Origin of the sequence: Companilactobacillus halodurans (assembly GCF_009600995.1) — a bacterium.
Lineage (GTDB): Bacteria > Bacillota > Bacilli > Lactobacillales > Lactobacillaceae > Companilactobacillus > Companilactobacillus halodurans.
Map to the genome: position 1 here is coordinate 1 of NZ_VDFO01000003.1, position 24,472 is coordinate 24,472.

Sequence of the window (24,472 nt, forward strand, 5' to 3'; positions counted from 1 at the left end):
TATTAAGCGTATCAATCTTCAAATTTTTTGGCTCCGAGCAAGCTCGTCAGCCAAATAAAAAACAGCTAGACCAATTATGATCTAACTGCTTATGTAAACTGCCATCAACTTAATTTGACGAACAGCCGATAAAGCTACCTTCTAAACGAATTAACTTTATTTTTTATTATCATTATTTAATTTAATAATTTCTAAAATTACATCGACAGCTTTTTCCATTGACTCTTCAGCCACATATTCAAAGCGTCCGTGCATGTTTTCGCCACCAGCAAACAAGTTTGGTGTTGGTAGACCCATAAAGGAAATTGTTGAACCATCAGTCCCACCACGAACTGGGGCTTCATCTGGTTCTATATCCAAGTTCTTCATAGCTTGTTCAGCTAAGTGAACTACTTCCATATGGTCTTTCATAACATCATACATGTTGTAGTATTGGTCGCCCATATCGATTTTAACAGTACCCTCACCATACTTGTCATTCAATGACTTAACGATTTCTGTGACCTTGTCCTTGCGGCTTTTTAGACCGTCACGTTCAAAGTCACGAATAATATAATTCATATCAGTATGATCGATTGAACCTTGTTCATCGCAAAGTAAGAAGAAACCATCACGACCATCAGTCTTTTCAGGTACTTCATCAGCAGGAAGGGCACTTTGGAATTCATTAGCAATTAACAATGAGTTGACCATGATACCCTTAGCGCCAGATGGGTGAACATCTTTACCAGTAATATGAACTTTCAAACTAGCAGCACTGAAAGTTTCAAATTCCAATTGACCTACTGGACCACCATCAACTGTATAGGCGAAGTCGGCACCAAAGTCTTTGACATCAAAATGCTTAGCACCTGTTCCGATTTCTTCATCAGGACCTAAGCCGATTTTAATTTCACCGTGTTTAACTTCTGGATGACCAATCAAGTATTCCATGGCTGTAATGATCTCAGCCACACCAGATTTATCATCGGAACCTAAAAGTGTATCGCCACTAGCAGTAATCAAAGTTTGACCAGCGTAGTTCTTCAATGAAGGAAAAACAGCTGGGTCCAAAGTATATTCGCCTTTATCGTCCAAGTTGATAACGCTCTTGCCATCATAATCTTCAACGATTTTAGGTTTGATATTTTCAGAATTAAAGTCAGCAGTATCGATGTGAGAAATCAATCCTAAGACTGGAACATCCTTATCAAGATTTGAAGGCAACTTAGCCGTTAAATATGAATCAACTTTCCGGATTTTGACATCCTCCATGCCGATTTCTTTTAATTCATCAGCCAGCTTCTCTAAAAAGACTGTTTGTCTCTTCGTCGAAGGAATTGTTGTTGAATTCTCATCTGAACGGGTATTTTGCTTAACATATCCCAAAAAGCGAGGAATCAATTTTTCATATTTTATTGCCATTTTTATACGCTCCCTATAAGAAATTATATGGTTCTGTATCCACTTCTGATTGTACTATATCTACATCGAATTTATTAGATTTTTTCCAATCATTTAAGATACTTGCCATTTCTTTAATAAAGATTACTTCAATATGGTGACCGGGATCGATTACATTCAGACCATTAGCCATCATATCCTGGGCCGTATGGTAGTAAACATCTCCAGTAATAAAGGTATCGGCACCAGCCTTCAAAACTTCTGGATAAAACTTGCCAGCATCGCCACCGATTATGGCAACATTTTTAACTTTTTGTCCTAAATCAGATTTTACGTAGCGTAAATTCTGAACATGAAAGGCATCACGAACCATTTTGGCGAAATCAACTAAATCCATAGGTTCTTTCAATTGACCCATACGACCAATCGAATAATCGTCATTTTCATCTATGAAGCGAGCATTTTCCAAACCTAATTCTTCCATCAACCAGTCATTCATACCATCATGAGCTTTATCAATATTAGTATGAGCGGCATAGACGGAAATATTATGAGATAACAAGTCACAATACATTTTATTTTGTGGCGAAGCTAAATCTAAATTATGAGCAGCATGAAACATCAATGGATGGTGTGCCACAATCAAGTCGACCTTTTTTTCAATGGCTTCTTGAACCACATTTGGTCTGACGTCTAAGGCTGTCATAACGGTTTTGACATCTTGCTTACGATCGCCTAATTGAAAACCTGTGGGGTCACCTTCCATTTTAATTGATAATGGTGCAGTTTCTTCTATTCTATTAATAATATCTTGAACTTTAACCATTTAGAGTATCTCCTCAATATATTTAATATATCGGTTCATTACATCAATTTTATCTTGATCGACTTTTTTAGCATGACCCATGTTCTCAACTGCCTTTTGATAGCTATTGAGTTTATGTTGCCACTTAGCAACAAAAGTCTTTGTCTTCTTATCGATCAAAATTGGTCCCATCAAAAATTGGGCTTCAGTCAAACTAACTGGATTCTCAACTTTGTTAGCTTTGATAATTTCGTAAACGTGATGATCTTCTTCAACGATATCTTCATCGACGATTGCAAAATTATTCTCCACCAACCAGTGACGTACAAGAGGCTCACCAATGTTAGGTTGCAGAATTAAAGTCTTAACGTTTTGCAGTTGTTCAGTTGTCGCTCTGGTTAAAATATTTTGAATCAATATTCCTCCCATTCCGGCAATCACAACTGTGTCAATTGCGTCGTTATCAGTAATAACCGCAAGACCATCACCTAAACGAACATCAATTTTTTCACTGAGTCCGAACTTCTCGACGTCTTCTTTTGAGCGAGACATTGGACCAGGTGCCACTTCACCTGCAATCGCATATGAAGCAACTCCTTGTTCGATTAATTCTACGGGCAAATAAGCGTGGTCTGATCCGATATCAGCCACTCTCACATTGTTATCAACCATTTGATAAACAGCTTGTAATCTCTTTGATAGTAAAGTCACATTGTCCTCTATTCTGCAGTCTTTCTGTCTAAGTCTGTCATGTATTCACGTGTCATTGGCATTGCAGTACCACTAGGTCCGTTTGTCAATAAGTATTGCACAACATCGATGTTACCACTTTCAAATGAAGCAGCACAGGCTTGAAGATATAAGTCCCACATACGAACGAATCTTTCGCCATACATCTGCTTAACTTGGTCCTTGACCTTGTTGAAGTTGTGATCCCAAATTTCAACTGTCTTTTGATAGTGACGACGAAGTGGTTCTAAGTCATCGATTTGGAGTTTAGCATCCAAGATATGACCAACGTTTTCCTTAAGATCAGGAATGTAGCCACCTGGGAAGATATATTTAACTAACCAAGCATCGACACCGACACCATAATGTTGGCCAGTAATACCGTGAATCAAAGCATTAGCATTTGGCTTCAAAAGGTCTTTAACAGTTTGGAAATAGCCAGGCAAGTTTTCCTTACCAACGTGTTCGAACATACCAACTGAAACGACGTGATCGAATTTTTCGTTGACTTCACGGTAATCTTCAAGCATAACTTCCATTTGGTCAGTTAAGTTTTCGTCTTGAATCTTTTGGTTAACGTAATCGTATTGTTCTTGACTAAGAGTTACACCCTTAGCTTTCAAGCCGTATTCTTTAGCAGCTGTGAACATAAATGTTCCCCAACCACAACCAATATCAAGGATTGTTTCTCCAGGTTTAGTATTCAACTTATTTAAAATATGGTGAACTTTGTTCATTTGAGCTTGTTCCAAAGTGTCCTCAGGAGTTCTGAAATAAGCACATGAATATGTCAAAGTCTTATCAAGCCATAACTTATAAAAATCATTACCGATATCATAGTGTTCTTGAATTTCTTTTTTATTTCCTTCTTCAGTGTGACTGAACTTAGGAATGATTTTCTTTAATTTGGCACTGGACATGAAACTGTCTGATTGTGTGTAAGCTGAAGAAATCAATTTTTGGATTGAGCCATCAATTTCAATCTTCTTGTCCATATATGCTTCACCTAAAGTAAGTGTGGCATGTTTAACAACCTCAGATATAGGAATCTTATCATTAAATTTGATAGTTATATCAGATTTTCCCTCTGGTCCGTAATTCTTTTCTTTGCCATCCCAAAAAATAACTTTAATAGGAATAGTAAATGAACGTTCAAATATTTCATCATAAATCTTTTTATCTAACATAACATCCTCCAAAATAAATATATACTAATTGTAAATCAAAATGTGAAAAAATATAAATGAAAACTCCCAATTTTCAGAAACATATTCATAAAAATGTCTTTAAAAGCACTTTTTTCACAAAAAAAGAGGATTGCTCTAGGGCAATCCTCAAAACAGTTACTATTTTACTCAAGAAAATCCTTTAATTGTTTAGATCTTGATGGGTGACGCAACTTTCTCAATGCCTTTGCTTCAATCTGACGAATTCTTTCACGAGTAACACCGAAGACTTTACCAACTTCTTCAAGTGTTCTTGTACGACCATCGTCAAGGCCGAAACGAAGACGTAAAACATTTTCTTCACGATCTGTTAAAGTATCCAAAACATTTTCAAGTTGTTCCTTCAACAATTCATAAGAAGCGTGGTCTTCAGGACTTGTTGCATCAGAATCTTCAATGAAATCGCCAAGGTGCGAGTCGTCCTCTTCACCAATAGGTGTTTCCAATGAAACTGGTTCTTGAGCAATCTTCAAGATATCACGAACTTTACCAGTAGGCATATCCATTTCAGCACCAATTTCTTCTGGAAGTGGTTCACGACCCAAATCTTGAAGCAATTGACGTTGAATTCTAATCAACTTGTTGATGGTCTCAACCATGTGAACTGGAATACGAATAGTTCTAGCTTGGTCAGCAATAGCACGCGTGATAGCCTGTCTAATCCACCAAGTTGCATAAGTTGAAAACTTAAATCCCAAACGGTAATCAAATTTTTCAACAGCCTTCATCAGACCCATGTTACCTTCTTGAATCAAGTCCAAGAATTGCATTCCACGTCCAACGTATCTCTTAGCAATTGAAACAACCAAACGAAGGTTAGCTTCAGCCAAAGCTTGTTTAGCTTCTTCATCGCCTTGTTCAATCTTCAAAGCAAGGTCAACTTCTTGTTGAGCATTAAGCAAAGGAACACGACCAATTTCCTTTAAGTACATTCTAACTGGGTCGTTAACTTTAATATCAGTAGTAGTTGTAGTAGATTTCTTACTCTTTTTAGCCTCGCTCTTTTCTTTCATAAGAGCTAGCTTACTTGGATTACCTTTATCATCAACAACACCGATACCAACATCTTCAAGCTCACTGATGAAGTTGTTCAAAGCCTCGCCTTTTAATTTGTAAGGTTTGATGATTTTTTCTTGAAGGTCATCTTCTGTAATCTTACCGGTCTTTTTAAGATCTTTGATAAGTTTTTTAGTAGCAGCTTTCAATTCTTTTGATACTTTTGGTGTTTTTGTTGCTGTTTTCTTTGTAGCCATATATTATATTCCTCCAGTATGCTTAATTGCTAAGGATTCTTCTCAGATTAATCAATTTTTGAGCTAATTCCAACTGCAATTTGTTGTCGCCAACTAAAGCAGCTTTCTTCAACTGTTGATTGATATCTCCAAGCTGTGACTCTAAACCTGAATTTTTGATATTCCTCATATAATCATCAATTTCTTGATCATTATATTCTTCAGGCATATTCATCATCTCTAATTCCGCTAACAAATTTTTATCTTCATCGCTTAAAAAGTTCATGAACTCAGAAATATTAACATCCTCGTCAATATCTTCTTCTTCAACATAAGCTAGCAATGAATCAAAAATTCGTTGGTAGTCTTGATGAACGAAACTAAAACCATCACCTTTCAGATTTACTCTGATTTCAGGGAAATTGATTGCCCAATATAGTAAATATCTCTCAGACTTTTCTAAGCGGTCATACTTAGGCTTGACAGTAGATGTGACCTTTTCTAAAGCCTTTTTTTGGACATTTTTGTAATTGTTAGCTGGTTTTTGGATTTCCATTTGTCGACGCAAGGAATCTAATTCCTTATTGATCGACTCTTTAGAAACACCCATTTCATCAGCAACTTTTCCAACATACATATCAACTTCAACGGGTGATTGCAATTTAACAATTTCTTGCAATGACTGATTTAGAAATTCTAATTGGTCATGTTCGTTGTTCAGATTATAATTGCGTTTGAAGTAATTCAAAATAAAGGAAATTGGAGTTTGCACGCCACCATTTGCTAAATTTTGAAACTTCTGTGCGCCTTCGCTTCTGATATATTCATCGGGGTCCTTCTTATCAGGGATACTGATCACGCCATAAGTGAACCGGTCATCGGTCAATTGCGTCAAAGCCCGATAAGTTGCCTCGACTCCGGGGTCATCTCCGTCATAGCAGACATTGATTTTATCAGTCAATCGACTCAAAACATAAAGCTGATCGTCGGTCAAACTGGTACCCATCGAAGCTACTCCATTAGTAACGCCTGCTTTATAAGCACTGATAACATCCATAAATCCTTCAAAAAGGATTACGTTTCCTTTCTCACGGATTTCTTTTTTGGCATTATTTAAATTAAACAACGTCTTACCTTTATTGAAAATCTCAGTTTCAGGACTATTCAAATATTTTGCCGTTGAAGCATTCTTATCTAAAACACGCCCTGAAAAGGCAATAATATTACCAGACTCATCAGTGATTGGAATCATCACCCGATCACGAAAGCGGTCAAACAACTCGCCCTCTTGATTTTCAGCGAACAATCCTGATTTTCGTAAAACATCTTCTGTGATTTCACGATCTTTGAAAAACTGTAATAAAAGATTATTATTATTAGGCGCATATCCGATTCCAAATGTTTGAATCAAATCATCCGAAAGATCTCGATTCTTCAAGTACTTCAAAGCTGGAGTACCATTTTCAGTCTTAGTCAGAATGTGACTGTAAAGTTTAGCCGCATCGCTATACATTTTTAATAATGTTCGACTGTCAGAATTTTGATATTGCGTGTTTCTAGCTTCATATTGATCAGGAACGGGAATATTCCCCATTTGGGCAACTTCAATTACAGATTCTGGAAAACTCTTATTTTCCATTTCCATAATGAATTTATAAACATTTCCACCACGACCACAGCTAAAGCAATGAAAAATTTGTTTGTCCTCCGCAACTGAAAACGATGGTGTTCGTTCCTCATGAAACGGGCAAAGTCCAAACAAATTTTTACCAGATTTCTTTAACTGTACATATTTGCTGATAACATCGACAATATTAGTCTTCGAGGTAACTTCATCAATGAATTCCTGAGGAATTCTCGTTGCCATGGCCGTCACCTCCTCATATGTTTAACAAAACGGTGAATCATAATTTAACACATTCATTTCATGAAAACAAACATGTTGCATCAATACATAACGACCAAGAAATAAAAAAGTGCTCCCACAAAAAGTGCAAACTGGCACCACTGGTCGCTTGTCAACTATTTATTATACACGGTCTATCTAAAAAGTCACGTCATTTAACTGGTAATTTATAACTTTTTTGATTGGAAATAAAAAAGCAATCATACCCTTGAGGATATAATTACTTTTTAGAATATTAATTATTTAGTAAGTACTTTTGACAAGTCACCTAATTTGGCAATCAAGTGATTAGCAATAACTAGTTGTGTCAAACGATTATTCTTAACTTTTTCATCCTTAGCCATAATCATATTCTCATCGAAGTATGAATCGATTGTAGGACGTAAAGCGGCTAATTGTTTGAACAAAGCTTCAGCACTGTCGTCACTGACATTGGCAACTTGTTCTTTTAACTTAGCTTCTGATGGATTTTCAAACAATGCATCATCAACTGTTAAGTCATCAGAATAATCAAACTTAGCTTTCTTAGATAAGTTAACGATTCGACCAAGAGCTTCCATCACTACCTTGAAGTCATCGTCGTTAGCATGATTTTGTAAGACTTTTGCAACGTCGATCATCTTGATTGGATCAATATTTGAACCACCAGCCACAGCATCAATAATATCAACACGAATCTTATCTTGTTTCAACAATTGACGTACACGATCAATCATGAAATCGTTGACGTCTTTTTCATGCTTACTCAAGTCTAATTTTGCTGGAATAGTTAGATTAGCTTTCAAATAATCTTGCAAATCATCTAAGTTCATTGACCATTGGTTTTGATTCAAGATTCTGATAATACCATAGGCTTGACGACGCAAGGCGTATGGGTCATTTGAACCACTTGGAATCAAGTCAACGGCAAAAAATGTGATGATGGAATCCAATTTGTCAGCAATTGCCAAAGCTGCACCAACTTTAGTTTCAGGCAAATCGCCTTCTGAAGAAATTGGCATATAGTGTTCTCTGATTGCTTGAGAAACGCCTTTTGTTTCACCCATGATTTCAGCGTACTTCTCACCCATGACACCTTGTAACTCTGAGAACTCGTCGACCATGCTTGTTACCAAGTCGAATTTATAAATGTCACTAGCACGTAATAGGTCGGTCTTTTCTGAAGCTGACAAACCAAATAAATCTGCTAGGTAATCGGCAATTTGGTGAACACGAGCCATTTTTTCGTACATTGTACCGATTTTAACGTGGAAGTTAACTGATTTGAGTTTTTCAACGTAATCAGCAATAGTCTTCTTTTGGTCTTCTTTAAAGAAGAAGTCGGCATCTTCCAAACGAGCAACAAGCACTTTTTCGTTACCACGAACAACATTTTCAATGTGTTCTGAATTACCGTTTCTAACCCCAATAAAGTACGGAGCAAGGTTGCCTTCTTGGTCACGAACATAGAAATATCTTTGGTTATCCTTCATTGAAGTAATCAAAACTTCGTCAGGGATTTCCAAATATTTCTTATCAAATGAGCCATAGAATGTTGTTGGATACTCAACTAAGTTGTTAACTTCTTCCAATAAATCAGCGTCAACATCAATATCCCAGTCGTTATCCTTGGCAATTTTATCAATTTGGTCAGAGATAATTTGTTTACGTTCTTTAGCATCAGCAATCACAAATTGTGATTTTAATTTTTCAACGTAATTTTTAGCATCGTCAATTTCGATATCTTCACCTAAGAAACGGTGTCCACGTGTCATGCGACCTGATTTAATATCGAGCACTTGAACAGGAACTTCTTTGTTATCAAGCAATGAAACTAACCAGTGAATTGGTCTGATATATTCGAAATCATATGAGCCCCAACGCATTCTTGTTGGGAAGGTAATTGCTGTAATTACCTCGTCCATATGAGTCAAAATATCTTCAACTTTTTTACCGTCTTCGTGTTTTTGAATATAGGCGTATTCAACACCTTTTAGTTCTTCAAAAAAGATGTCGTCAGGAGTCATCTTTTGGCCACGGGCAAATCCTTGAGCAGCTTTAGTCCAGTTGCCATCAGCATCTTGAGCAATTTTCTTTGATGGTCCCTTAGCTTTAACATCAATATCAGTTTGCTTGTCAGCAATTCCCTTAACAAGAATCGTCAAACGTCTAGGAGTCGAAAATTTTTCGATTGAATCAAAGGAAATACGATTTTCTTTTAAGAATTTTTCAGCTCTTTGAGCAAATTGGTTAACACTCTTAGTAACGACATGGGCTGGCATTTCTTCCAAACCGATTTCTAATAAGTAATTTTTAGGCATTTTCATTCTCCTTTACTTGGCTGTTTGCTAGAAGTGGGAAGCCACGTTTCTTTCTTTCTTCAACGAAGGCTTTGGCAACCTTGTGAGCCATCTTTCTAATTCTTGACAAGAAGGCAGCACGTTCTGTAACTGAAACCGCACCACGAGCATCAAGCAAGTTAAATGTATGTGAACATTTCAAAATATAATCGTAAGCTGGGTGAACTAAGCCTAAATCCATCAAGCGATTAGCTTCTTTTTCGTATTCATCGAAGAATTTAAACAACATATCTTGATTGCTTTCTTCAAATGAATATTTTGAGTGTTCATATTCTGGTTCTTTGAAAATATCACCGTATAAAACGCCGTCGCCCCACTCAAGATCGTAAACTGAGTTAACATCTTGAATATATGAAGCTAAACGTTCAACACCATATGTAATCTCACTAGTTGTTGGATGACATTGGAGTCCACCGACTTGTTGGAAGTATGTAAATTGTGAAACTTCCATACCATCAAGCCAAACTTCCCAGCCAACACCGGCACAGCCCATTGAAGGGTTCTCCCAGTTATCTTCAACGAAACGAATATCATGTTCCAAAGGTTCAATTCCTAAAGCTCTCAATGAATCCAAGTAATATTCTTGAATATTTTCTGGAGCTGGCTTCATAACAACTTGGAATTGGTGGTGTTGGTACAAACGATTAGGGTTCTCGCCATAACGACCATCAGCTGGACGTCTTGATGGTTCAACGTAAGCTGCATTCCATGGTTCCGGCCCGATCGCACGTAAAAATGTATAGGGACTCATGGTACCAGCACCCTTTTCTGTATCATAGGCTTGCATCAACATGCAGCCCTTACTGCCCCAAAACTTTTGAAGCGTAAGAATCATATCTTGTATATTTAACTTCTTAACCATTTTTTCTCCCTTCGGACAAAACACAAAAAAATCCCTTGCAGGTACACTGAGGTACTTCTGCAAGGGACGAGTATTCGCGGTTCCACCCTAATTCAGGACAAAGTCCTGCTCTTTTATATTCAAATTAAATTTGTACGCCATAAATCTGTTCGAAGCTTTCACTGTCCTTCGTCGCTGTTTCAACATTTATCAATATAACCATTTTTTTAATGATTGTCAATTAACTACAAATGCCAACGCTTCATTTTATCAATAAAAGTTTTGCTTTTAGGATAATAACCAACTGTTCCTAAATAGATAGCATCAATAGCATGTTGAATCAAATCTTTATTGTTCTCTTTAATCTCAATTTTTCCCACTTGTGAAAGGCTGATTTTGCTAAACAATCTTAAAAAATAGACGATTCGTTTAGGAATGTGCAGCCGATGAATATCGCTATCGAAATGCTTTGAACAAAGTAAGCCACCTAATAAAACTGAAAAGTCAAACACACCCTCAGTTTCGCCGCCAACGACGCAAGAATCCATATTGGGTTCAACGCCAAAGGCCTTTAAGAGTTTCATCTGCATAATATTAACGATGATTTGGGCATCAGAACCATTTTCAATATAAAGCAAAGCTTTAAACAACATCCGATACCAGTTATCCGGCACTGGATCATCGATAAAGGCTTCATGATAGAGGTCAAATAAAAAGGTCGCATAGGCATTCAATTCGATATCATTGATGATTTCATCAAATTGTTTGATATCACTAGCTGAATTCAAATAAGACAGACCTTCTTTTTTGACGACGCCTGAATATTCACCATAGGAAAAAGTGATCACTGACCCAGAAATCTTGGACTTAGCTGTTTGTGTACCTCTGACCAAAAAAGTTCTAAAGCCATATTCTTTGGTCAAAATCGTAACTAAAGCATCCCGTTCTTTATAGCGCTGTCGACGAACGACGATACCAAAAAAATTAGTAGGCGTTTGGTGCATTAATTATTGAGATCCTTTAGTGAATAGCCAGCACTAGCTAAGAAAGCAGGATCATCGCGCCAATTCTTTTTAACTCGAACCCAAAGCTTCAAATTGATTTTTTCGCCTAAGAGGTGCTCAATCTTGATTCGTGAACCAATCCCAATATTCTTCAACATTGAACCGCCACGACCGATAACGATTGGCTTTTGGCTCTCGCGTTCAACATAAATATAAGCTTCAACTTGGAGTTTTCCAGCTTCGCTTCTTTGTTTCATCGATTCTACGACAACAGCAACTGAGTGGGGAATTTCATCACGGGTATCTTCCAAAATCTTCTCACGAATCAATTCACCAACGATAAAGTATTCTGGGTGGTCGGTAATTTGGTCAGCTGCATAATATTGTGGTCCCTCTGGCAAATGTTTTGTCAAAGTGTCGAATAAGTCTTCAACATTATTACCATTAGTTGCTGAAATTGGAATTACTTCGGCAAAATCCATTAAATCCTTATACTCGTCAATTTGTGGCGCCATTTCGTCAGGATTGATCAAATCAATTTTATTCAAAACTAAGAAAACTGGTGCTTTGACTTTTTTCAATTCTTCAATAATAAACTTGTCTCCAGGACCTGCTTGTTCGCCAGCTTCAGTCATGAATAAAACAGCATCAACTTCTTTTAGAGCTGAAATAGCAGCTTTATCCATATATTGGTCCAAGTCGTTGTGAGGCTTGTGAATACCGGGTGTATCCAAGAAAATGATTTGACGTTCATCATCCGTATAAATACCTTGAATCTTGTTACGTGTTGTTTGTGCTTTCGGTGAAGTAATTGCAATCTGTTCTTTAATAATACGATTCATAAATGTTGATTTACCAACGTTAGGACGTCCTACAATTGCTACGAAACCTGATTTAAAATTTTTGTTATCCATAATTAATCCATGTCCTCATCACTGAATGCTAGTGGCAAAATTTCTTTAAAAGTAAATTCTTTGTATTCGTTTTGGCTATTTGCTAAAAAAACGACATCTTCTGGACCCATGAATTCGCTCATCACTTGTCGACAAGCTCCACAAGGCTTTGACATCACTTTAGTCTGGTTGACAATTGCAATCGCCAAAACCTTCTTAGCACCTTCTGAAACAGCCTTAAAGATAGCTGTCCTTTCGGCACAATTCGTCAATCCAAAGGATGCATTTTCAACATTGACACCAGAATAAATTTTTCCATCGTCACAAAGTATTGCTGCACCCACTTTGTAATTCGAATAAGGAGTATAGGCATTTTCCATTGCCTTACTTGCAATCTCAAATAATTGCTTCTCGTTAATCTCCACTAGTTACAGTCTCCTTTAATATGTATCTTAACTATTAATTATAATACAAGAGATTCCCTTAACTAGAAAGTAATAAGTAAAAAAAAGAATATAAAGCTAAATTCGCCTTATATTCCAATTTATAATTGTTTTCTACTTTTCTAATCCATAAGCACTGAGAATTTTTTCTTGTAAGCCAATCATGACTTTTTCGTCTTCTTTTTTAATATGATCATAACCGTTTAAGTGAAGAATTCCGTGAACAATCGTATAGCCTAATTCACGGTCAAATGAATGCTCGTATTCTTTAGCATGTTCGTCAACGATTTCTACACTGATAAAGAGATCGCCCAAGTCAACTGGTAAATCAGGAATTTGCGCTTCCAAGTAATCAAGTGAATCTTCACCATCGTTAATGGCAAAACTAATCACATCAGTAGCTCGATCCGTATCACGATATTTTTTGTTGATCTCGTGAATCTTATCCTTTGTTACAAAGTGAATCGACAATTGTGTATTATCTTTTAATTCCAATTTATTAAAAGTAAATTGCACGATATCTTTGACCCAGTTCTCTCTTGTTTGATCAATTAAATTATCATCATTATAAATTTCTAAGTCCATAATAGTCCCCAATACTTATTTTTCATTTTTGTCTGATTTCTCATAGGCATCGATAATTTCAGCCACCACTGGATGTCTAACAACATCAGCGGAAGTGAAATTGACGAAATGGATATGTGGCAAGTTATTCAAAACTGATTGAGCTTGAATCAACCCGCTACGAGTGTGTCCAGGCAAATCAATTTGTGAAATATCACCATTAACAATCATCTTGGAATCAAATCCAAGACGTGTTAAAAACATTTTCATTTGTTCACGAGTCGTATTTTGCGCCTCATCTAGAATAACAAATGCTTCATCCAAAGTACGACCTCTCATATAGGCTAAAGGAGCAACCTCAATCACGCCACGTTCCAATAGTCTTCCAGTATGTTCTGACCCTAAAATGGCATACAAGGCGTCATAAATAGGTCTCATGTAAGGGTCGACCTTCTCTTTCAAATCTCCAGGCAAGAAGCCAAGACTTTCGCCCGCTTCAACAGCTGGACGAGTCAAAATGATTCTTTGAACTTTACCTTGTTTCAAAGCAGAAACTGCCATAACAACGGCTAAATAAGTTTTACCAGTTCCGGCAGGCCCGATTCCAAATGTTATGTCGTTGTGGTTGATTGCATTAACATATTGTCGTTGACCAAAATTTCTCACCCGAACAGGTTTACCACTGAAATCTTTGATCAATTCATCCTTATATAAATCACCAAAATAATCCAAAGTTCCTCGTTCGGACATCTTCAAGCCACTGACTACATCAGCAGCACCCAAACTAACTCCGGAATTTGCTAATTCTATTAATTTCTTCAGTAATGCCAATGTATTAGAAACATTTTCCTCAGTCCCCGTTACATCCAGACGATCGCCAAAGGCGTGAATTTGAACATCTAAGCCTTCCTCAATTAAATGTAAATTACTATCATTAACACCGAAAAGATTGATGGCATTTTGAGGATTCTTGATTTGAATGCTCTTTTTAATTAGTTCAACTTTTTCTGTCAATAAACAACAAACCTCCTATTGTTACCTTGAATGATAGCACATTGAGAGTTTTTTTTGATAAAAAAAAGGTTAAAACATATAAATGTTTTAACCTTTCGAAACAAGTCTATTAACGACGTTTCTTATTGCGCTTACGAGCAGCCTCAGACTTTAACTTTCTCTTGACACTTGGCTTTTCGTAAAACTCACGTTTTCTATATTCTTGAAGAGTACCACTCTTTGAAACGGAACGTTTGAATCGACGAAGAGCATCATCAAGCGACTCGTTTTCACGAACGACGGTTTTTGCCATATGATAATCCCTCCTTCCGATTTCTAACGTAACTGTCTATTGCTCTTGCAGTTCATATGTTATTATAACAAAAAGAAGATAATGTTCAAATAATTTTTTACATTTTTTTGGAGGAATTTATCATGAAACAAAAATTAAATGTTTTTGTACTATCAGATGGCGTTGGTGAAACCGCTTTAAGAGTTGCTAAAGCAGCATTCATTCAATTTCCTGAAATGGACACCACATATACTAAATATCCCTTTATTAAAAACGACGAACAGCTAAAAAATATTTTAAATGAGGCTAAAGCCAAGAATTCAGTCATTTTACACACAATTGTCTCAGAAGAAATCTGTGAAGTGATCAATAAATTTTGCCAGGAAAATGGCCTCACTTACTATGACATTTTGAATCCAATTATCGGAACTTTCTCACAAATGACCCATCAAAAACCAATTCGTAAAAAAGGACTCTTGCACGAATTGGATAAAAATTATTTCGATATGATCTCTGCTATGGAGTTTACCATCTCAAATGATGACGGTCAAAATCCTAAAGGACTACTCGAAGCAGATTTGGTATTATTAGGAATCTCAAGAACTTCGAAAACACCGCTCTCGCTTTATCTAGCAAATAAAAATATTAGAGTAGCTAATTTACCATTAGGGCCTTCGATGAGTCTCCCAGACCAATTATGGGACGTTGATAGAAGTAAAATCGTTGGCTTGACTAATGATATGAATGTTTTGCTTAAAATCCGTCGTCAAAGAATGATAGCTTATGGACTAAATCCTGATGCTACCTACTCTGATGAAGACGAAATTAAAAAAGAACTGGATTACTCAGATAAAATTTATAAGAAACTCGGTTGTCCAGTAATCAACACTGCCGACCGTTCAATTGAAGAGACAGCTGCTATAATTATGGAAAAGCTTAATTTTAATGGCTATCAAAAAGGCTAATTATTTTTTATGACATCAAAAAGAGCTCTTTAGACTTAATTCACACGTCTAAGGAGCTCTCTTTTTACTCTCTTCCATAATTTTCAATCAATTTTTGAATTTCTTGATTATCTTCCTTTGTGCCAATAGTTAATCTTAACCAGTCTTTTTTCAGTTCCGTTCTGAGTAAGTAGCCATTTTGTAACAAATAATTAGCCAGCTTTTCAGCTTCAGGATATTTGAAGAAAATAAAGTTAGCCTGACTTTGATAATACTTTATTTCCAAACGGTTAAAAAATCGTTCCAAAGAAATTCTTTGTTCAGAATTTTTTTGCACCACCTGATCCACAAAATTTTGATCTTCAAAAGCCGCTTTAGCAGCAACTTGAGCAATTGAATTAACATTATATGGCAATCTTACTTTTTGCATCTGCTCAGCGATTTGCTTGGCAAAGACTGAATAGCCGATTCGAAAATTAGCTAAGCCATAGACTTTGGAGAACGTCCGCATGACAACGACATTAGGGTATTTTTTAGTCAGTTCCATAGTTGATGGCTTTTCTTGATCAACGAAATCAATATATGCTTCGTCGATTAAAACCAGTTTATTTGGAACTTGCTGAATAAATTTTTCAATATCTGCAGTTGTTTCATAAGTTCCTGTCGGATTATTAGGATTGCAAAGCCAGATCAACTTAGTCTTAGAATTTACAGCTTCGAGCATCCCTGAAAAATCAATGCCCCCATTATTTAAAACCGGCACCTTTTTTATAGAAGCTTCCTCGATTTCGGCATTCAGAGCATATTCTGAAAAAGTTGGCGTCGAAATAAGTTCTTCATCTCCTGGTTCCAAAAAGACCCTTGATAACATGGCAATCATTTCATCTAAGCCGACGCTAAAAACGATTTGTTTTGGATCTAATGAAAACCTTTTTGCAATTAGTTGACGCAATTCACTAGCATTTCCATCTGGATATCGATTGCTTTGTTCATAAGTCCAATCGATTACTGCTTTTTTTACTTTTGGTGAAGTCCCATAAGGATTTTCATTAGCCGACAAACGAACTAATTTTTTCAATCCTAGTTCATCTTTTAATATTTCTAAAGGCTTTTCTGGGACATATGGCTGTAATTTTTTGATAACTTCTCTCATCAGTTGCCTCCTATAAGTCTTTAATTTCAGGACGATCCTTGAATTGACTCATCAATCCTTCACGTTTAGCCAATTCTTTTTTGATTTGATCAAAACTTACTCCCTGTTGAGCCCACAAAACACAAAGGTGATATAACAAATCAGCTGATTCATAAACTAATTCATCATCTCCACGTGGTTTATCCGGGTTTTTGGATGCAACAATGACTTCGGTCGCCTCTTCGCCAACTTTTTTTAAAATTTTGTCCAAACCTTTAGTGAACAAATAATCAGTGTAGGATCCCTTTTTAGGATTATTCTTTCTATCTAAGACCATTTCGTATAATTCATCTAAATTTTGCATCCAAATTTCTCCTTTATTCATCGATACTTTGATAAAAACAGCTTCTGTGCCCCGTATGACATGCTGGACCATGAGGTTTCACTTCAACCAACAACGTATCTTTATCGCAATCTAATGTCATCTTTACAACATCTTGCAAATTGCCGCTAGTGGCACCTTTATGCCATAATTCTTTTCTTGAACGTGACCAAAACCATGTTTGACCGCTCGCTTTAGTTTTTTGATAGCTCTCTTGATTCATCCAAGCGACCATTAAGACTTCTTTTGTCTGGTCATCTTGAACTACTGTAGTTAACAATCCCTTCGAAAAATCTGGTTCGATCATCTAACAACAACTCCTTTTTGATTAAGATATTGTTTGACATCTTTTATCGTTAATTCGCCATAGTGGAATACTGAGGCTGCTAAAGCACCATCAACTTTGGCTTTTAAAAAAACTTCACTAAAGTCTTGTAATTTTCCGGCACCCCCAGAAGCAATGATGGGAACATTTACTGCTTGATTTAATTTTTGATATAACGAAATGTTAAAACCATTCTTAGTTCCGTCTTGATCCATTCCTGTGACCAACAATTCGCCTGCTCCAAGTTCCACGACTCGTTTGGCCCAAGCTATTGCTTCAAGATTGGTCTTTTTTTTACCGCCATGAGTGTAGACGAAATATTTTTGAAGAGCAGCATCAAATTTCACATCAATTGCTGAAACGATGCACTGATTGCCAAACTTTTTAGCACCTTGAGAAATCAATTCTGGATTATCGATTGCCGCTGAATTGATAGCAACCTTATCGGCACCGGCTCTTAATAAATTTTGGATATCCAAAACTGAACTAACTCCGCCACCAATTGTCAAAGGCATGAAAACTTCTTGAGAAACTTGTTCAACAACATCTAACATCGTTTTTCTTTTTTCGTTAGTCGCTGATATGTCTAAAAAAACCAGTTCATCAGCACCTTGCTTTTGATACTGTGCAGCAATTGCTACTGGGTCGCCAACATCAGTCAAGTTAACAAAATTGATACCCTTTTTCACTCGTCCATCATCAACATCAAGACAGGGGATTATTCGCTTCGCTAACACCATTTTCCACCTCCACAATCTGTTTAAGAGTGATTGTCTTTTCATATAAAGCTTTACCGATAATGACATCTTGAATTCCGAGAGCTCTTAAATTATGTAAATCTTTCTTATTACGAACGCCACCGCTAGCAACAAGATTAGCTTGGGGAATTTTTTGACTAAGCAACATTAATAAATTTAAATTTGGTCCTGTCATTGTTCCATCTCGAGCTACGTCAGTCACAATAAATGATTGTGCTCCTTGATTCATCATTTCTTTAATTAAGTCTTCCATTAAGATGTTTGATTGCTCAATCCAGCCATTAACCGCAACTTTGCCATCTTTTCCATCAACACCAATAACAATTCTTTTGCCACCGTATTCTTTTAATAATCTTTTGACAAAATCAGGATTTTCAATAGCTGCTGAACCAATAATGATTCGGTCAATTCCCATATCTAAATACATGCGGGCAGTTTTTTCATCCCTAATTCCTCCGCCAAATTCTAAAAAGCCTGCAAAATGTCGTCTGATGTTTTCTATCATCTCGTAATTTTCCAAATGACCGCTTTTAGCTCCATCAAGATCGACCAAATGAATCTGATTGACGCCTTGTTTCGCTATCTCTTGAGCTTGAGTAACTGGATCTTTATTGATTAAGGTGACCTTTTGATAATCTCCTTGATACAACCTGACGCTTTGACTGTTATGTAAATCAATTGCGGGAAAAATCATTTTCCATCACCATCTTTTGAAATTTTTTCAACAAATCTAAACCTACTTGACCGCTTTTTTCAGGATGAAATTGCATTCCAATCACATTTTCATTCTGAACGATACTAGGGATTTTAATACCATAGTCGACTTCTGAGATAACGTATTGTGCAGGACAATCAGCATAATATGAATGAACAAAATAAGTAAATTGATTATCGATTATCTTAAAAGGACTGACTTGTTTAACAACATTTTGATTCCAGCCCATTTGAGGAACCTTCAAACCAGTGTCTGGTATTGCCAAGACATGTCCGGGAATCAAATTTAAGCCTTTATTTAGGCCATATTCTTCGCTATCTTCAAAGAGTAGCTGCATCCCTAAACAAATCCCCAAAAAAGGTATTTTTTTTCGAGCGGCCATCTTCAAAGTATCAATCAAATCACGTTTTTCTAATGACTCTACTGCACTTTCAAAAGCACCTACGCCAGGAAGAATAATTGCTTGAGCATTTAAAATTTCTTCTGCATCAGCTGTCAATTTATTATCGATTTTTAAATAATTAAGGGCTTTTTTTAAATTCAATGTATTACCAGTATCGTAATCAACGATTGCAAACATCAAATCACACCTTTCGTAGAATTGACCCCGATAATATCTGGGTTGATAGTAACTGCATCACGCATTGCTCTGCCAAAAGCTTTAAAAAGGCTTTCAACTTTGTGGTGCGTATTTCTACCATAGAGAATCCGCGCGTGTAAATTCATTTCTGCTGCAAAGGCAGCTGCCTGAAAGAAATCTTCCACTGTTTCAGTATCCAAACCACCTAATCTTGGATTAGTCAATTCGGCATCAAATACCAGATAAGATCTTCCACTAAGATCAACGCTGACCTGACCTAAGGTCTCATCCATTGGTACAAATTCTGTTCCATAACGTTCAATACCAACCTTATTTCCAAGGGCCTTTTTGAAACATTCGCCTAAAACGATACCGGTATCTTCTGTTGTGTGATGAGGATCGACGTCGAGGTCTCCGTGAGCTACAACTTCTAAGCCGAAACGTCCGTGTTTAGCAAAAAGCGTCAACATATGATTCAAAAAACCAATTCCTGTATCAATTTTGATACCTGTTTGCTCATCTAAATTTAGACTGATTTTTATTTGTGTCTCCTGCGTTTTTCTTTCAATCGTTGCTTTTCTCATAAGAATCTCCTTAGTCGTAATATTTATCGAAACGTGATTCGATTGCTCTTGCGTGTCCTTCTAATCCTTCAACTCTGGCCAAAGTAGTGATTGCTTGAGCCTCTTTCGCCAGTGCTTTTTTAGTGTACTGAATAAATGACGTTCTTTTGACAAAGTCATAAACACCTAATGGCGATGAAAATCTAGCTGTCCCGCCAGTGGGCAAAATATGATTAGGTCCAGCTACATAATCCCCTAAAGGTTCAGACGCATATTTTCCTAAAAAGACTGAGCCAGTATTTTTAATCGAATTGAGATATTGCGTAGGATTTTCTAATTGGATTTCCAAATGTTCAGGAGCAACTGTATTCATCAAAGTGAACATATCTTCAACTTTTTCAACAACTGCAATAAAGCCCTTATTTTGTACCGAAGCACTGGCAATTTCTAGACGTGGCAAAACCTTTAATTGCGAATCGACATTCTCGCTCACGGATTGGGCTAATTTCAAACTATCGGTCACTAAAATTGGTCGTGCTAACTTGTCGTGTTCGGCTTGCGATAATAAATCAGCTGCTAATTGTTTAGAATCTGCTGAATCATCAGCGATAATGCCAATTTCTGAGGGGCCAGCTACCATATCAATCGCGACCTGACCAAAAACTTGTTTCTTAGCTGTAGCTACGAAGACATTTCCTGGACCAACGATTTTATCAACTCGAGGAATGGATTTCGTCCCATAAGCTAAGGCAGCAATTGCTTGAGCGCCACCAACTTGATAAATAGCATCGACGCCGGCAATTTTGGCAGCTGCTAAAACAGCTTTAGAAATGCCATCTTTTTGAGGTGGGGTCACAATTACAACTTGTTTCACACCAGCTATTTTGGCTGGCAAGGCACTCATTAAAATAGTTGAAGGATAAGCTGCAGTACCCCCTGGAACGTAAAGGCCAACTTTTTGTAACGGAACTAACTTTTGTCCTCGAATCACTCCTGGCTGTTCACTATCAATAAAGCCATTTTCTAATTCCTTCTTGTGAAAGCTAACAATATTTCTCTTAGCTAATAACAAAGCATTCTTAACATCTGGGTCGATTGCTTGATAAGCTTGATCAATTGTTTCTTGACTCAATTTGAAATTATCGATGTTAACATTATCAAATTTTTGTTCATATTTTTTTAAGGCCTGATCGCCATTTTCAACCACATCATTGATTATTTGACTGACCGATTCTACAACCTTAGGATCAGTCAATTGACGAGTCTTCATTTGAACCATTTTTTCCAATTCATTTAAACTTTTTTGTACGATTTTCATTGTGCTTGCCCCATCTTTTCATTTTCTACAACAGCCTTGAGTCGATCGACGAATTCAAAAATCATTTCTGGTCTTTGTTTCAAAGCCATCCGATTGACTACTAATCGGGTTGAAACTTTATCTAAATAATCAAAAATTTTTAAATTGTTTTCTCGAATCGTTGTCCCAGTCTCCGTAATATCGACGATTGCATCAGCCAATCCAGTTAAAGGCGCTAATTCAACTGAGCCTTCAATTTTAATAATTTCAGCATCTTGTCCTAAAGAATCAAAATAGTGTTTCGTTATTACTGGATATTTAGTTCCGATAATCTTTCTTTTTGGTGCTTTCGGATTGAATTCTTTAGTTGAAGCTAAAACGAACTGACATCTGCCAACATTTAAATCTAATAGTTCATACTGTGAACTTTGATGCTCTGTTAAAATATCGCTCCCAACGATACCAATATCAGCTGCTCCTCGTTCTAAAAAAGTCGTTACATCTGGACCCTTAGCTAAAATAAATTGATAAGGTTGACTATCGGAGTTAAAAATCAATCTTCTTTGTTTATTCCGAATTTGGTCGCAATTGATACCAGCTTTTTCAAGTATTGGGACAACTTGTTTTTCTACTCGTCCTTTGGTTAAAGCTATCTTTAAACGTCTTTCAGCCAATAAATTCACCCTCTGTCATATCGATTAAAGTTGCATTCAATTTTTTTGCTTCGATTTGAGCATTATTCAAATTGTCCGAAAGCGAAAGAATGCCTCCTGGAGTACCCTTCAACAACGACTCTGCTTCTTGCCATTGATTGGTTTTGAAGTAAATCAATTGCTTCTTTTTTGGTTTTGTCTTGTTGACGACTAAATCTGTAATTAAATCAATATTGATTCCCATGCCAACAGCTGATTCACTCACATCTTGGAAATTAGCTAATAATTTATCGTAACGACCTCCGCTGAATAAATATCCTGATCCCGCTTTAGAAAACCCCCGAAAAGTTAATCCTGTGTAATATTGTTGTGGGGCCTGACTACTCAAATCGATTGAAAAAGTTTGGTTCAAAAGATTTTTCTTAGCCCACGAAACAACCTCTTGCAATTTTTTGATTCGTTGTTGAACCTTAGAGGATAAATCAAATTTTTTTAATTCTTTAAAAATTTTTTCAGGTTTACCAAAAAGTCTGGGCCACTGAAGTAAAAATTGATATTCTGATTTATCTTTAAATTGTGCAATTAATTGTTCATACTTAGGAATTTGTTTATCGAATAATGCTTGAGCTACGGTTTTTTTCAATTCCTCATTGGACGTCACTTGCGATAAAACAACTTCGGCAAAGTCTGCCATACCAAGTTCCAACTCAATTGGCTCATCCAACAATTTTTGACTGAGTTGATTGACTAAAACTAAACATTCAAACTCAGCTTTGATTGAGGGATACCCGACTAATTCAATCCCTGCTTGAGTTAACTCGTTGTACGAACCCGAGAGTTTGCGACTAATTCTAAAAATATCGCCGAGATACCAAAATTTTTGTGGTAAAGAAACATTGGTCGAACTTAAGAATCTTGCAATGGGCAAAGTCATGTCTGGTCGTAAAACGATGGTTTCGCCTTCCTGATCAAGCAAACGGTACAATTGATAATTGCCTAATTGATATGGTTCAAAAACAGCTTGTTTTTCCAAAAGTGGCGTTGAGATCTTAGAAAATCCACGAGTGGAAATTGAATTTTCAATCACTGAGATTAGATGTTCTTTGACCACCGCTCTTTGACCGAACTCATCGCGAGTTCCTAATGGTAATAAATTATTATTCATTTCAACGCCCCCATCTTCCTTACTAATCGAATAAATTTTGAAACAGCAAAACAAAAAATGAGAATAAAAAAGCCCTTTTAGCAAATAATTGCTAAGAGGACGTAATTTACGTGGTTCCACCTCACCTTCGTTTAATCCTTGCGAATTAAACCTCATGTTGGCTGTGTCAACTGGGATAACGAACCCGTATCGTCAAAGCCTACTTGATTCAGCTTTGAAGTTATTCATAGGTGTGTGTTCAACATTAATTTCCGTTTCATTTCCAGCTACTGAAACTCTCTTGAGGAGGGATCAATATTTACTTGTCCTATTCATGACTATTATTATAATTTGATTAGTAAAATATTAGTGAATTTAATTTAGTTGTAATAATAGGCGCTGAATTTGGAAATGTCAATAGTTAATTAAAGTTTTTAATAAGTGAATTCCCCGACCAACAGATTCAATATCATGAGCATCAGAACCGTAAACTAAAGGAATCGAGAGTTTTTGAGCAAGATTTAAAATTTGTTTCCCTGGATAAAAATCATTGCACAGTGGTTTATATAAACCAGCTAAATTTAAATCTAGTTGTCGATCTTGTCTTTTAATTTTAGACAAAATATCATTAACCAACTTTAAATTATTGTCATCTAAATCTTCAGTTAAATTAAAATAATCCTGATATTTTCTAACCAAACTCATATGTCCAATTCTTTGTGGAGCATATTTCCCCAAATCCGCTTCAACCGATTTTTGAATGGTTTGATAATAAAGCTTAAAAATCTTTTGAGGATTTTTGATGTAACTTTCAAAACCATTTTCAAAATCTTCTACGCCATTATCAACGCACCAAAATTTATTATTTGTTCCTTTCATGAAGTGAACCGATAAAATGTTTTCTTGCGTCCTTGGTCCATATTCATCCAAAAATGTTTTGGTGAAATCTTCAAAACCTTCTAAATAATCAACTTCAAATCCTATTGTGATATCAATTTCGTCACCATATTTTTTTTGCATTTTTTCAGTCAAAGCAAAATATCTGGGTAAGTCGTCAAAACTTATCGACGCTTCATCGATGCCGCTTTTGCTCCCTTGATAGCTATTTTTAAAATCAGGTGGCAAAGGGGCATGTTCTGTGATGCAATACTTTTTTAGACCCATGTGAATTGCGCGTAAAATCATCTTTTCTAGCGGCTCGCCACTTCCATGCGGACAAAGCTCAGTGTGCGTATGTCCATCCATTAACATTGAATCACCCCTGTTTGATTATTTTTATATAGTATCTTAATACTAATTCCAAAAAATAATCAATAAAAAATCGCACTC

The 24,472-nt window shown here is 36.4% G+C and carries 26 protein-coding genes and 1 other annotated feature; of the genes, 1 reads left to right on the forward strand and 25 read right to left on the reverse strand.

All coding sequences use genetic code 11. The annotated features are described in order from the left end of the window. Positions 1–156 precede the first annotated feature (156 nt). From pepT to rpsU, 14 genes are all read right to left on the reverse strand, one after another. On the reverse strand, positions 157–1,404 hold the full coding sequence (gene pepT, locus FHL05_RS01045) for a peptidase T (protein WP_153521822.1): 1,248 nt from the start codon (positions 1,402–1,404) through the stop codon (positions 157–159). 13 nt (positions 1,405–1,417) lie between these two features. Next, complete coding sequence (locus FHL05_RS01050) at positions 1,418–2,209, reverse strand: Nif3-like dinuclear metal center hexameric protein (protein ID WP_153385439.1); 792 nt, start codon at positions 2,207–2,209, stop codon at positions 1,418–1,420. Further along, positions 2,210–2,899, reverse strand: a complete 690-nt coding sequence (locus FHL05_RS01055; RefSeq protein ID WP_162000152.1) for a tRNA (adenine(22)-N(1))-methyltransferase TrmK — start codon at positions 2,897–2,899, stop codon at positions 2,210–2,212. It lies immediately after the preceding gene. Positions 2,900–2,907: 8 nt separating this feature from the next. Beyond that, positions 2,908–4,104, reverse strand: coding sequence for an SAM-dependent methyltransferase (locus FHL05_RS01060; RefSeq protein ID WP_153521824.1), 1,197 nt, complete (start codon positions 4,102–4,104; stop codon positions 2,908–2,910). 164 nt (positions 4,105–4,268) lie between these two features. Continuing rightward, entirely contained in the window at positions 4,269–5,396 is a 1,128-nt protein-coding gene (rpoD, locus tag FHL05_RS01065) for an RNA polymerase sigma factor RpoD (protein WP_153385441.1), read from the reverse strand. Positions 5,397–5,418: 22 nt separating this feature from the next. Next, positions 5,419–7,242, reverse strand: a complete 1,824-nt coding sequence (dnaG, locus tag FHL05_RS01070; protein ID WP_153521826.1) for a DNA primase — start codon at positions 7,240–7,242, stop codon at positions 5,419–5,421. Positions 7,243–7,520: 278 nt separating this feature from the next. After that, positions 7,521–9,581: a glycine--tRNA ligase subunit beta gene (gene glyS, locus FHL05_RS01075; protein WP_153521828.1), complete on the reverse strand. Its 2,061-nt coding sequence runs from the start codon at positions 9,579–9,581 to the stop codon at positions 7,521–7,523. Further along, positions 9,574–10,482 (reverse strand): glycine--tRNA ligase subunit alpha, encoded by a 909-nt coding sequence (gene glyQ, locus FHL05_RS01080; RefSeq protein ID WP_153385444.1) that lies wholly within the window; start codon positions 10,480–10,482, stop codon positions 9,574–9,576. Before glyQ ends, glyS begins: the two co-directional genes overlap by 8 nt. Before the next feature lie 224 nt (positions 10,483–10,706). Further along, a complete protein-coding gene (recO, locus tag FHL05_RS01085; protein ID WP_153385445.1) occupies positions 10,707–11,465 on the reverse strand; it encodes a DNA repair protein RecO in 759 nt (252 codons plus the stop codon). Then, entirely contained in the window at positions 11,465–12,379 is a 915-nt protein-coding gene (gene era / locus FHL05_RS01090; protein ID WP_153385446.1) for a GTPase Era, read from the reverse strand. Before era ends, recO begins: the two co-directional genes overlap by 1 nt. A 2-nt stretch (positions 12,380–12,381) precedes the next feature. Beyond that, a complete protein-coding gene (locus FHL05_RS01095) occupies positions 12,382–12,783 on the reverse strand; it encodes a cytidine deaminase (RefSeq protein WP_337692537.1) in 402 nt (133 codons plus the stop codon). Positions 12,784–12,915: 132 nt separating this feature from the next. Next, the gene (gene ybeY / locus FHL05_RS01100) at positions 12,916–13,386 is read right to left on the reverse strand and encodes an rRNA maturation RNase YbeY (protein WP_153385447.1); all 471 of its coding nucleotides are present in this window, start codon (positions 13,384–13,386) and stop codon (positions 12,916–12,918) included. A gap of 15 nt (positions 13,387–13,401) precedes the next feature. Continuing rightward, positions 13,402–14,379, reverse strand: a complete 978-nt coding sequence (locus tag FHL05_RS01105) for a PhoH family protein (protein WP_153385448.1) — start codon at positions 14,377–14,379, stop codon at positions 13,402–13,404. Positions 14,380–14,488: 109 nt separating this feature from the next. Next, complete coding sequence (rpsU, locus tag FHL05_RS01110; protein ID WP_010019742.1) at positions 14,489–14,671, reverse strand: 30S ribosomal protein S21; 183 nt, start codon at positions 14,669–14,671, stop codon at positions 14,489–14,491. Between the two features lie 122 nt (positions 14,672–14,793). Here rpsU and FHL05_RS01115 point away from each other — a divergent pair, with 122 nt between their 5' ends. Next, positions 14,794–15,615 carry a pyruvate, water dikinase regulatory protein gene (locus FHL05_RS01115; RefSeq protein ID WP_153385449.1) on the forward strand — a complete coding sequence of 274 codons (822 nt, stop codon included), beginning with the start codon at positions 14,794–14,796 and terminating at the stop codon, positions 15,613–15,615. A gap of 64 nt (positions 15,616–15,679) precedes the next feature. On the opposite strand, the gene hisC is transcribed toward FHL05_RS01115, so the two are convergent. The 11 genes from hisC to hisJ all read right to left on the reverse strand — a co-directional run bounded on the left by hisC (position 15,680) and on the right by hisJ (position 24,394). Then, positions 15,680–16,747, reverse strand: a complete 1,068-nt coding sequence (gene hisC, locus FHL05_RS01120; protein WP_153521829.1) for a histidinol-phosphate transaminase — start codon at positions 16,745–16,747, stop codon at positions 15,680–15,682. A gap of 10 nt (positions 16,748–16,757) precedes the next feature. After that, on the reverse strand, positions 16,758–17,090 hold the full coding sequence (hisE, locus tag FHL05_RS01125) for a phosphoribosyl-ATP diphosphatase (RefSeq protein WP_153385451.1): 333 nt from the start codon (positions 17,088–17,090) through the stop codon (positions 16,758–16,760). 13 nt (positions 17,091–17,103) lie between these two features. Beyond that, a complete protein-coding gene (gene hisI / locus FHL05_RS01130) occupies positions 17,104–17,412 on the reverse strand; it encodes a phosphoribosyl-AMP cyclohydrolase (RefSeq protein ID WP_162000155.1) in 309 nt (102 codons plus the stop codon). Then, a complete protein-coding gene (hisF, locus tag FHL05_RS01135) occupies positions 17,412–18,170 on the reverse strand; it encodes an imidazole glycerol phosphate synthase subunit HisF (protein WP_162000156.1) in 759 nt (252 codons plus the stop codon). The genes hisI and hisF overlap by 1 nt, the downstream gene beginning before the upstream one ends. After that, on the reverse strand, positions 18,139–18,885 hold the full coding sequence (hisA, locus tag FHL05_RS01140; RefSeq protein WP_153385454.1) for a 1-(5-phosphoribosyl)-5-[(5-phosphoribosylamino)methylideneamino]imidazole-4-carboxamide isomerase: 747 nt from the start codon (positions 18,883–18,885) through the stop codon (positions 18,139–18,141). Before hisA ends, hisF begins: the two co-directional genes overlap by 32 nt. Beyond that, entirely contained in the window at positions 18,866–19,486 is a 621-nt protein-coding gene (gene hisH, locus FHL05_RS01145) for an imidazole glycerol phosphate synthase subunit HisH (protein ID WP_153385455.1), read from the reverse strand. The genes hisA and hisH overlap by 20 nt, the downstream gene beginning before the upstream one ends. Further along, the gene (gene hisB / locus FHL05_RS01150; RefSeq protein ID WP_153385456.1) at positions 19,486–20,070 is read right to left on the reverse strand and encodes an imidazoleglycerol-phosphate dehydratase HisB; all 585 of its coding nucleotides are present in this window, start codon (positions 20,068–20,070) and stop codon (positions 19,486–19,488) included. The genes hisH and hisB overlap by 1 nt, the downstream gene beginning before the upstream one ends. A gap of 10 nt (positions 20,071–20,080) precedes the next feature. Next, positions 20,081–21,367: a histidinol dehydrogenase gene (hisD, locus tag FHL05_RS01155; protein WP_153385457.1), complete on the reverse strand. Its 1,287-nt coding sequence runs from the start codon at positions 21,365–21,367 to the stop codon at positions 20,081–20,083. Further along, a complete protein-coding gene (gene hisG / locus FHL05_RS01160) occupies positions 21,364–22,020 on the reverse strand; it encodes an ATP phosphoribosyltransferase (RefSeq protein WP_153385458.1) in 657 nt (218 codons plus the stop codon). Before hisG ends, hisD begins: the two co-directional genes overlap by 4 nt. Continuing rightward, complete coding sequence (locus FHL05_RS01165; protein WP_153521831.1) at positions 22,013–23,164, reverse strand: ATP phosphoribosyltransferase regulatory subunit; 1,152 nt, start codon at positions 23,162–23,164, stop codon at positions 22,013–22,015. The genes hisG and FHL05_RS01165 overlap by 8 nt, the downstream gene beginning before the upstream one ends. 92 nt (positions 23,165–23,256) lie before the next feature. Then, positions 23,257–23,488, reverse strand: a binding site (T-box leader). A gap of 69 nt (positions 23,489–23,557) precedes the next feature. After that, positions 23,558–24,394 carry a histidinol-phosphatase HisJ gene (gene hisJ / locus FHL05_RS01170; RefSeq protein ID WP_153385460.1) on the reverse strand — a complete coding sequence of 279 codons (837 nt, stop codon included), beginning with the start codon at positions 24,392–24,394 and terminating at the stop codon, positions 23,558–23,560. Positions 24,395–24,472: the final 78 nt, after the last annotated feature.

What these genes read in the sequence shown, in the direction of transcription:
- hisB (WP_153385456.1), bottom strand. Translation starts at nt 20,070, where the DNA reads ATGAGAAAAGCAACGATTGAAAGAAAAACGCAGGAGACACAAATAAAA.
- glyS (WP_153521828.1), bottom strand. Translation starts at nt 9,581, where the DNA reads ATGCCTAAAAATTACTTATTAGAAATCGGTTTGGAAGAAATGCCAGCC.
- hisJ (WP_153385460.1), bottom strand. Translation starts at nt 24,394, where the DNA reads ATGTTAATGGATGGACATACGCACACTGAGCTTTGTCCGCATGGAAGT.
- glyQ (WP_153385444.1), bottom strand. Translation starts at nt 10,482, where the DNA reads ATGGTTAAGAAGTTAAATATACAAGATATGATTCTTACGCTTCAAAAG.
- ybeY (WP_153385447.1), bottom strand. Translation starts at nt 13,386, where the DNA reads ATGGACTTAGAAATTTATAATGATGATAATTTAATTGATCAAACAAGA.
- FHL05_RS01115 (WP_153385449.1), top strand. Translation starts at nt 14,794, where the DNA reads ATGAAACAAAAATTAAATGTTTTTGTACTATCAGATGGCGTTGGTGAA.
- hisH (WP_153385455.1), bottom strand. Translation starts at nt 19,486, where the DNA reads ATGTTTGCAATCGTTGATTACGATACTGGTAATACATTGAATTTAAAA.
- recO (WP_153385445.1), bottom strand. Translation starts at nt 11,465, where the DNA reads ATGCACCAAACGCCTACTAATTTTTTTGGTATCGTCGTTCGTCGACAG.
- rpsU (WP_010019742.1), bottom strand. Translation starts at nt 14,671, where the DNA reads ATGGCAAAAACCGTCGTTCGTGAAAACGAGTCGCTTGATGATGCTCTT.
- FHL05_RS01165 (WP_153521831.1), bottom strand. Translation starts at nt 23,164, where the DNA reads ATGAATAATAATTTATTACCATTAGGAACTCGCGATGAGTTCGGTCAA.
- rpoD (WP_153385441.1), bottom strand. Translation starts at nt 5,396, where the DNA reads ATGGCTACAAAGAAAACAGCAACAAAAACACCAAAAGTATCAAAAGAA.
- hisC (WP_153521829.1), bottom strand. Translation starts at nt 16,747, where the DNA reads ATGAGAGAAGTTATCAAAAAATTACAGCCATATGTCCCAGAAAAGCCT.
- hisE (WP_153385451.1), bottom strand. Translation starts at nt 17,090, where the DNA reads ATGCAAAATTTAGATGAATTATACGAAATGGTCTTAGATAGAAAGAAT.
- dnaG (WP_153521826.1), bottom strand. Translation starts at nt 7,242, where the DNA reads ATGGCAACGAGAATTCCTCAGGAATTCATTGATGAAGTTACCTCGAAG.
- hisD (WP_153385457.1), bottom strand. Translation starts at nt 21,367, where the DNA reads ATGAAAATCGTACAAAAAAGTTTAAATGAATTGGAAAAAATGGTTCAA.
- FHL05_RS01050 (WP_153385439.1), bottom strand. Translation starts at nt 2,209, where the DNA reads ATGGTTAAAGTTCAAGATATTATTAATAGAATAGAAGAAACTGCACCA.
- hisA (WP_153385454.1), bottom strand. Translation starts at nt 18,885, where the DNA reads ATGATTTTTCCCGCAATTGATTTACATAACAGTCAAAGCGTCAGGTTG.
- FHL05_RS01060 (WP_153521824.1), bottom strand. Translation starts at nt 4,104, where the DNA reads ATGTTAGATAAAAAGATTTATGATGAAATATTTGAACGTTCATTTACT.
- era (WP_153385446.1), bottom strand. Translation starts at nt 12,379, where the DNA reads ATGGATAACAAAAATTTTAAATCAGGTTTCGTAGCAATTGTAGGACGT.
- pepT (WP_153521822.1), bottom strand. Translation starts at nt 1,404, where the DNA reads ATGGCAATAAAATATGAAAAATTGATTCCTCGCTTTTTGGGATATGTT.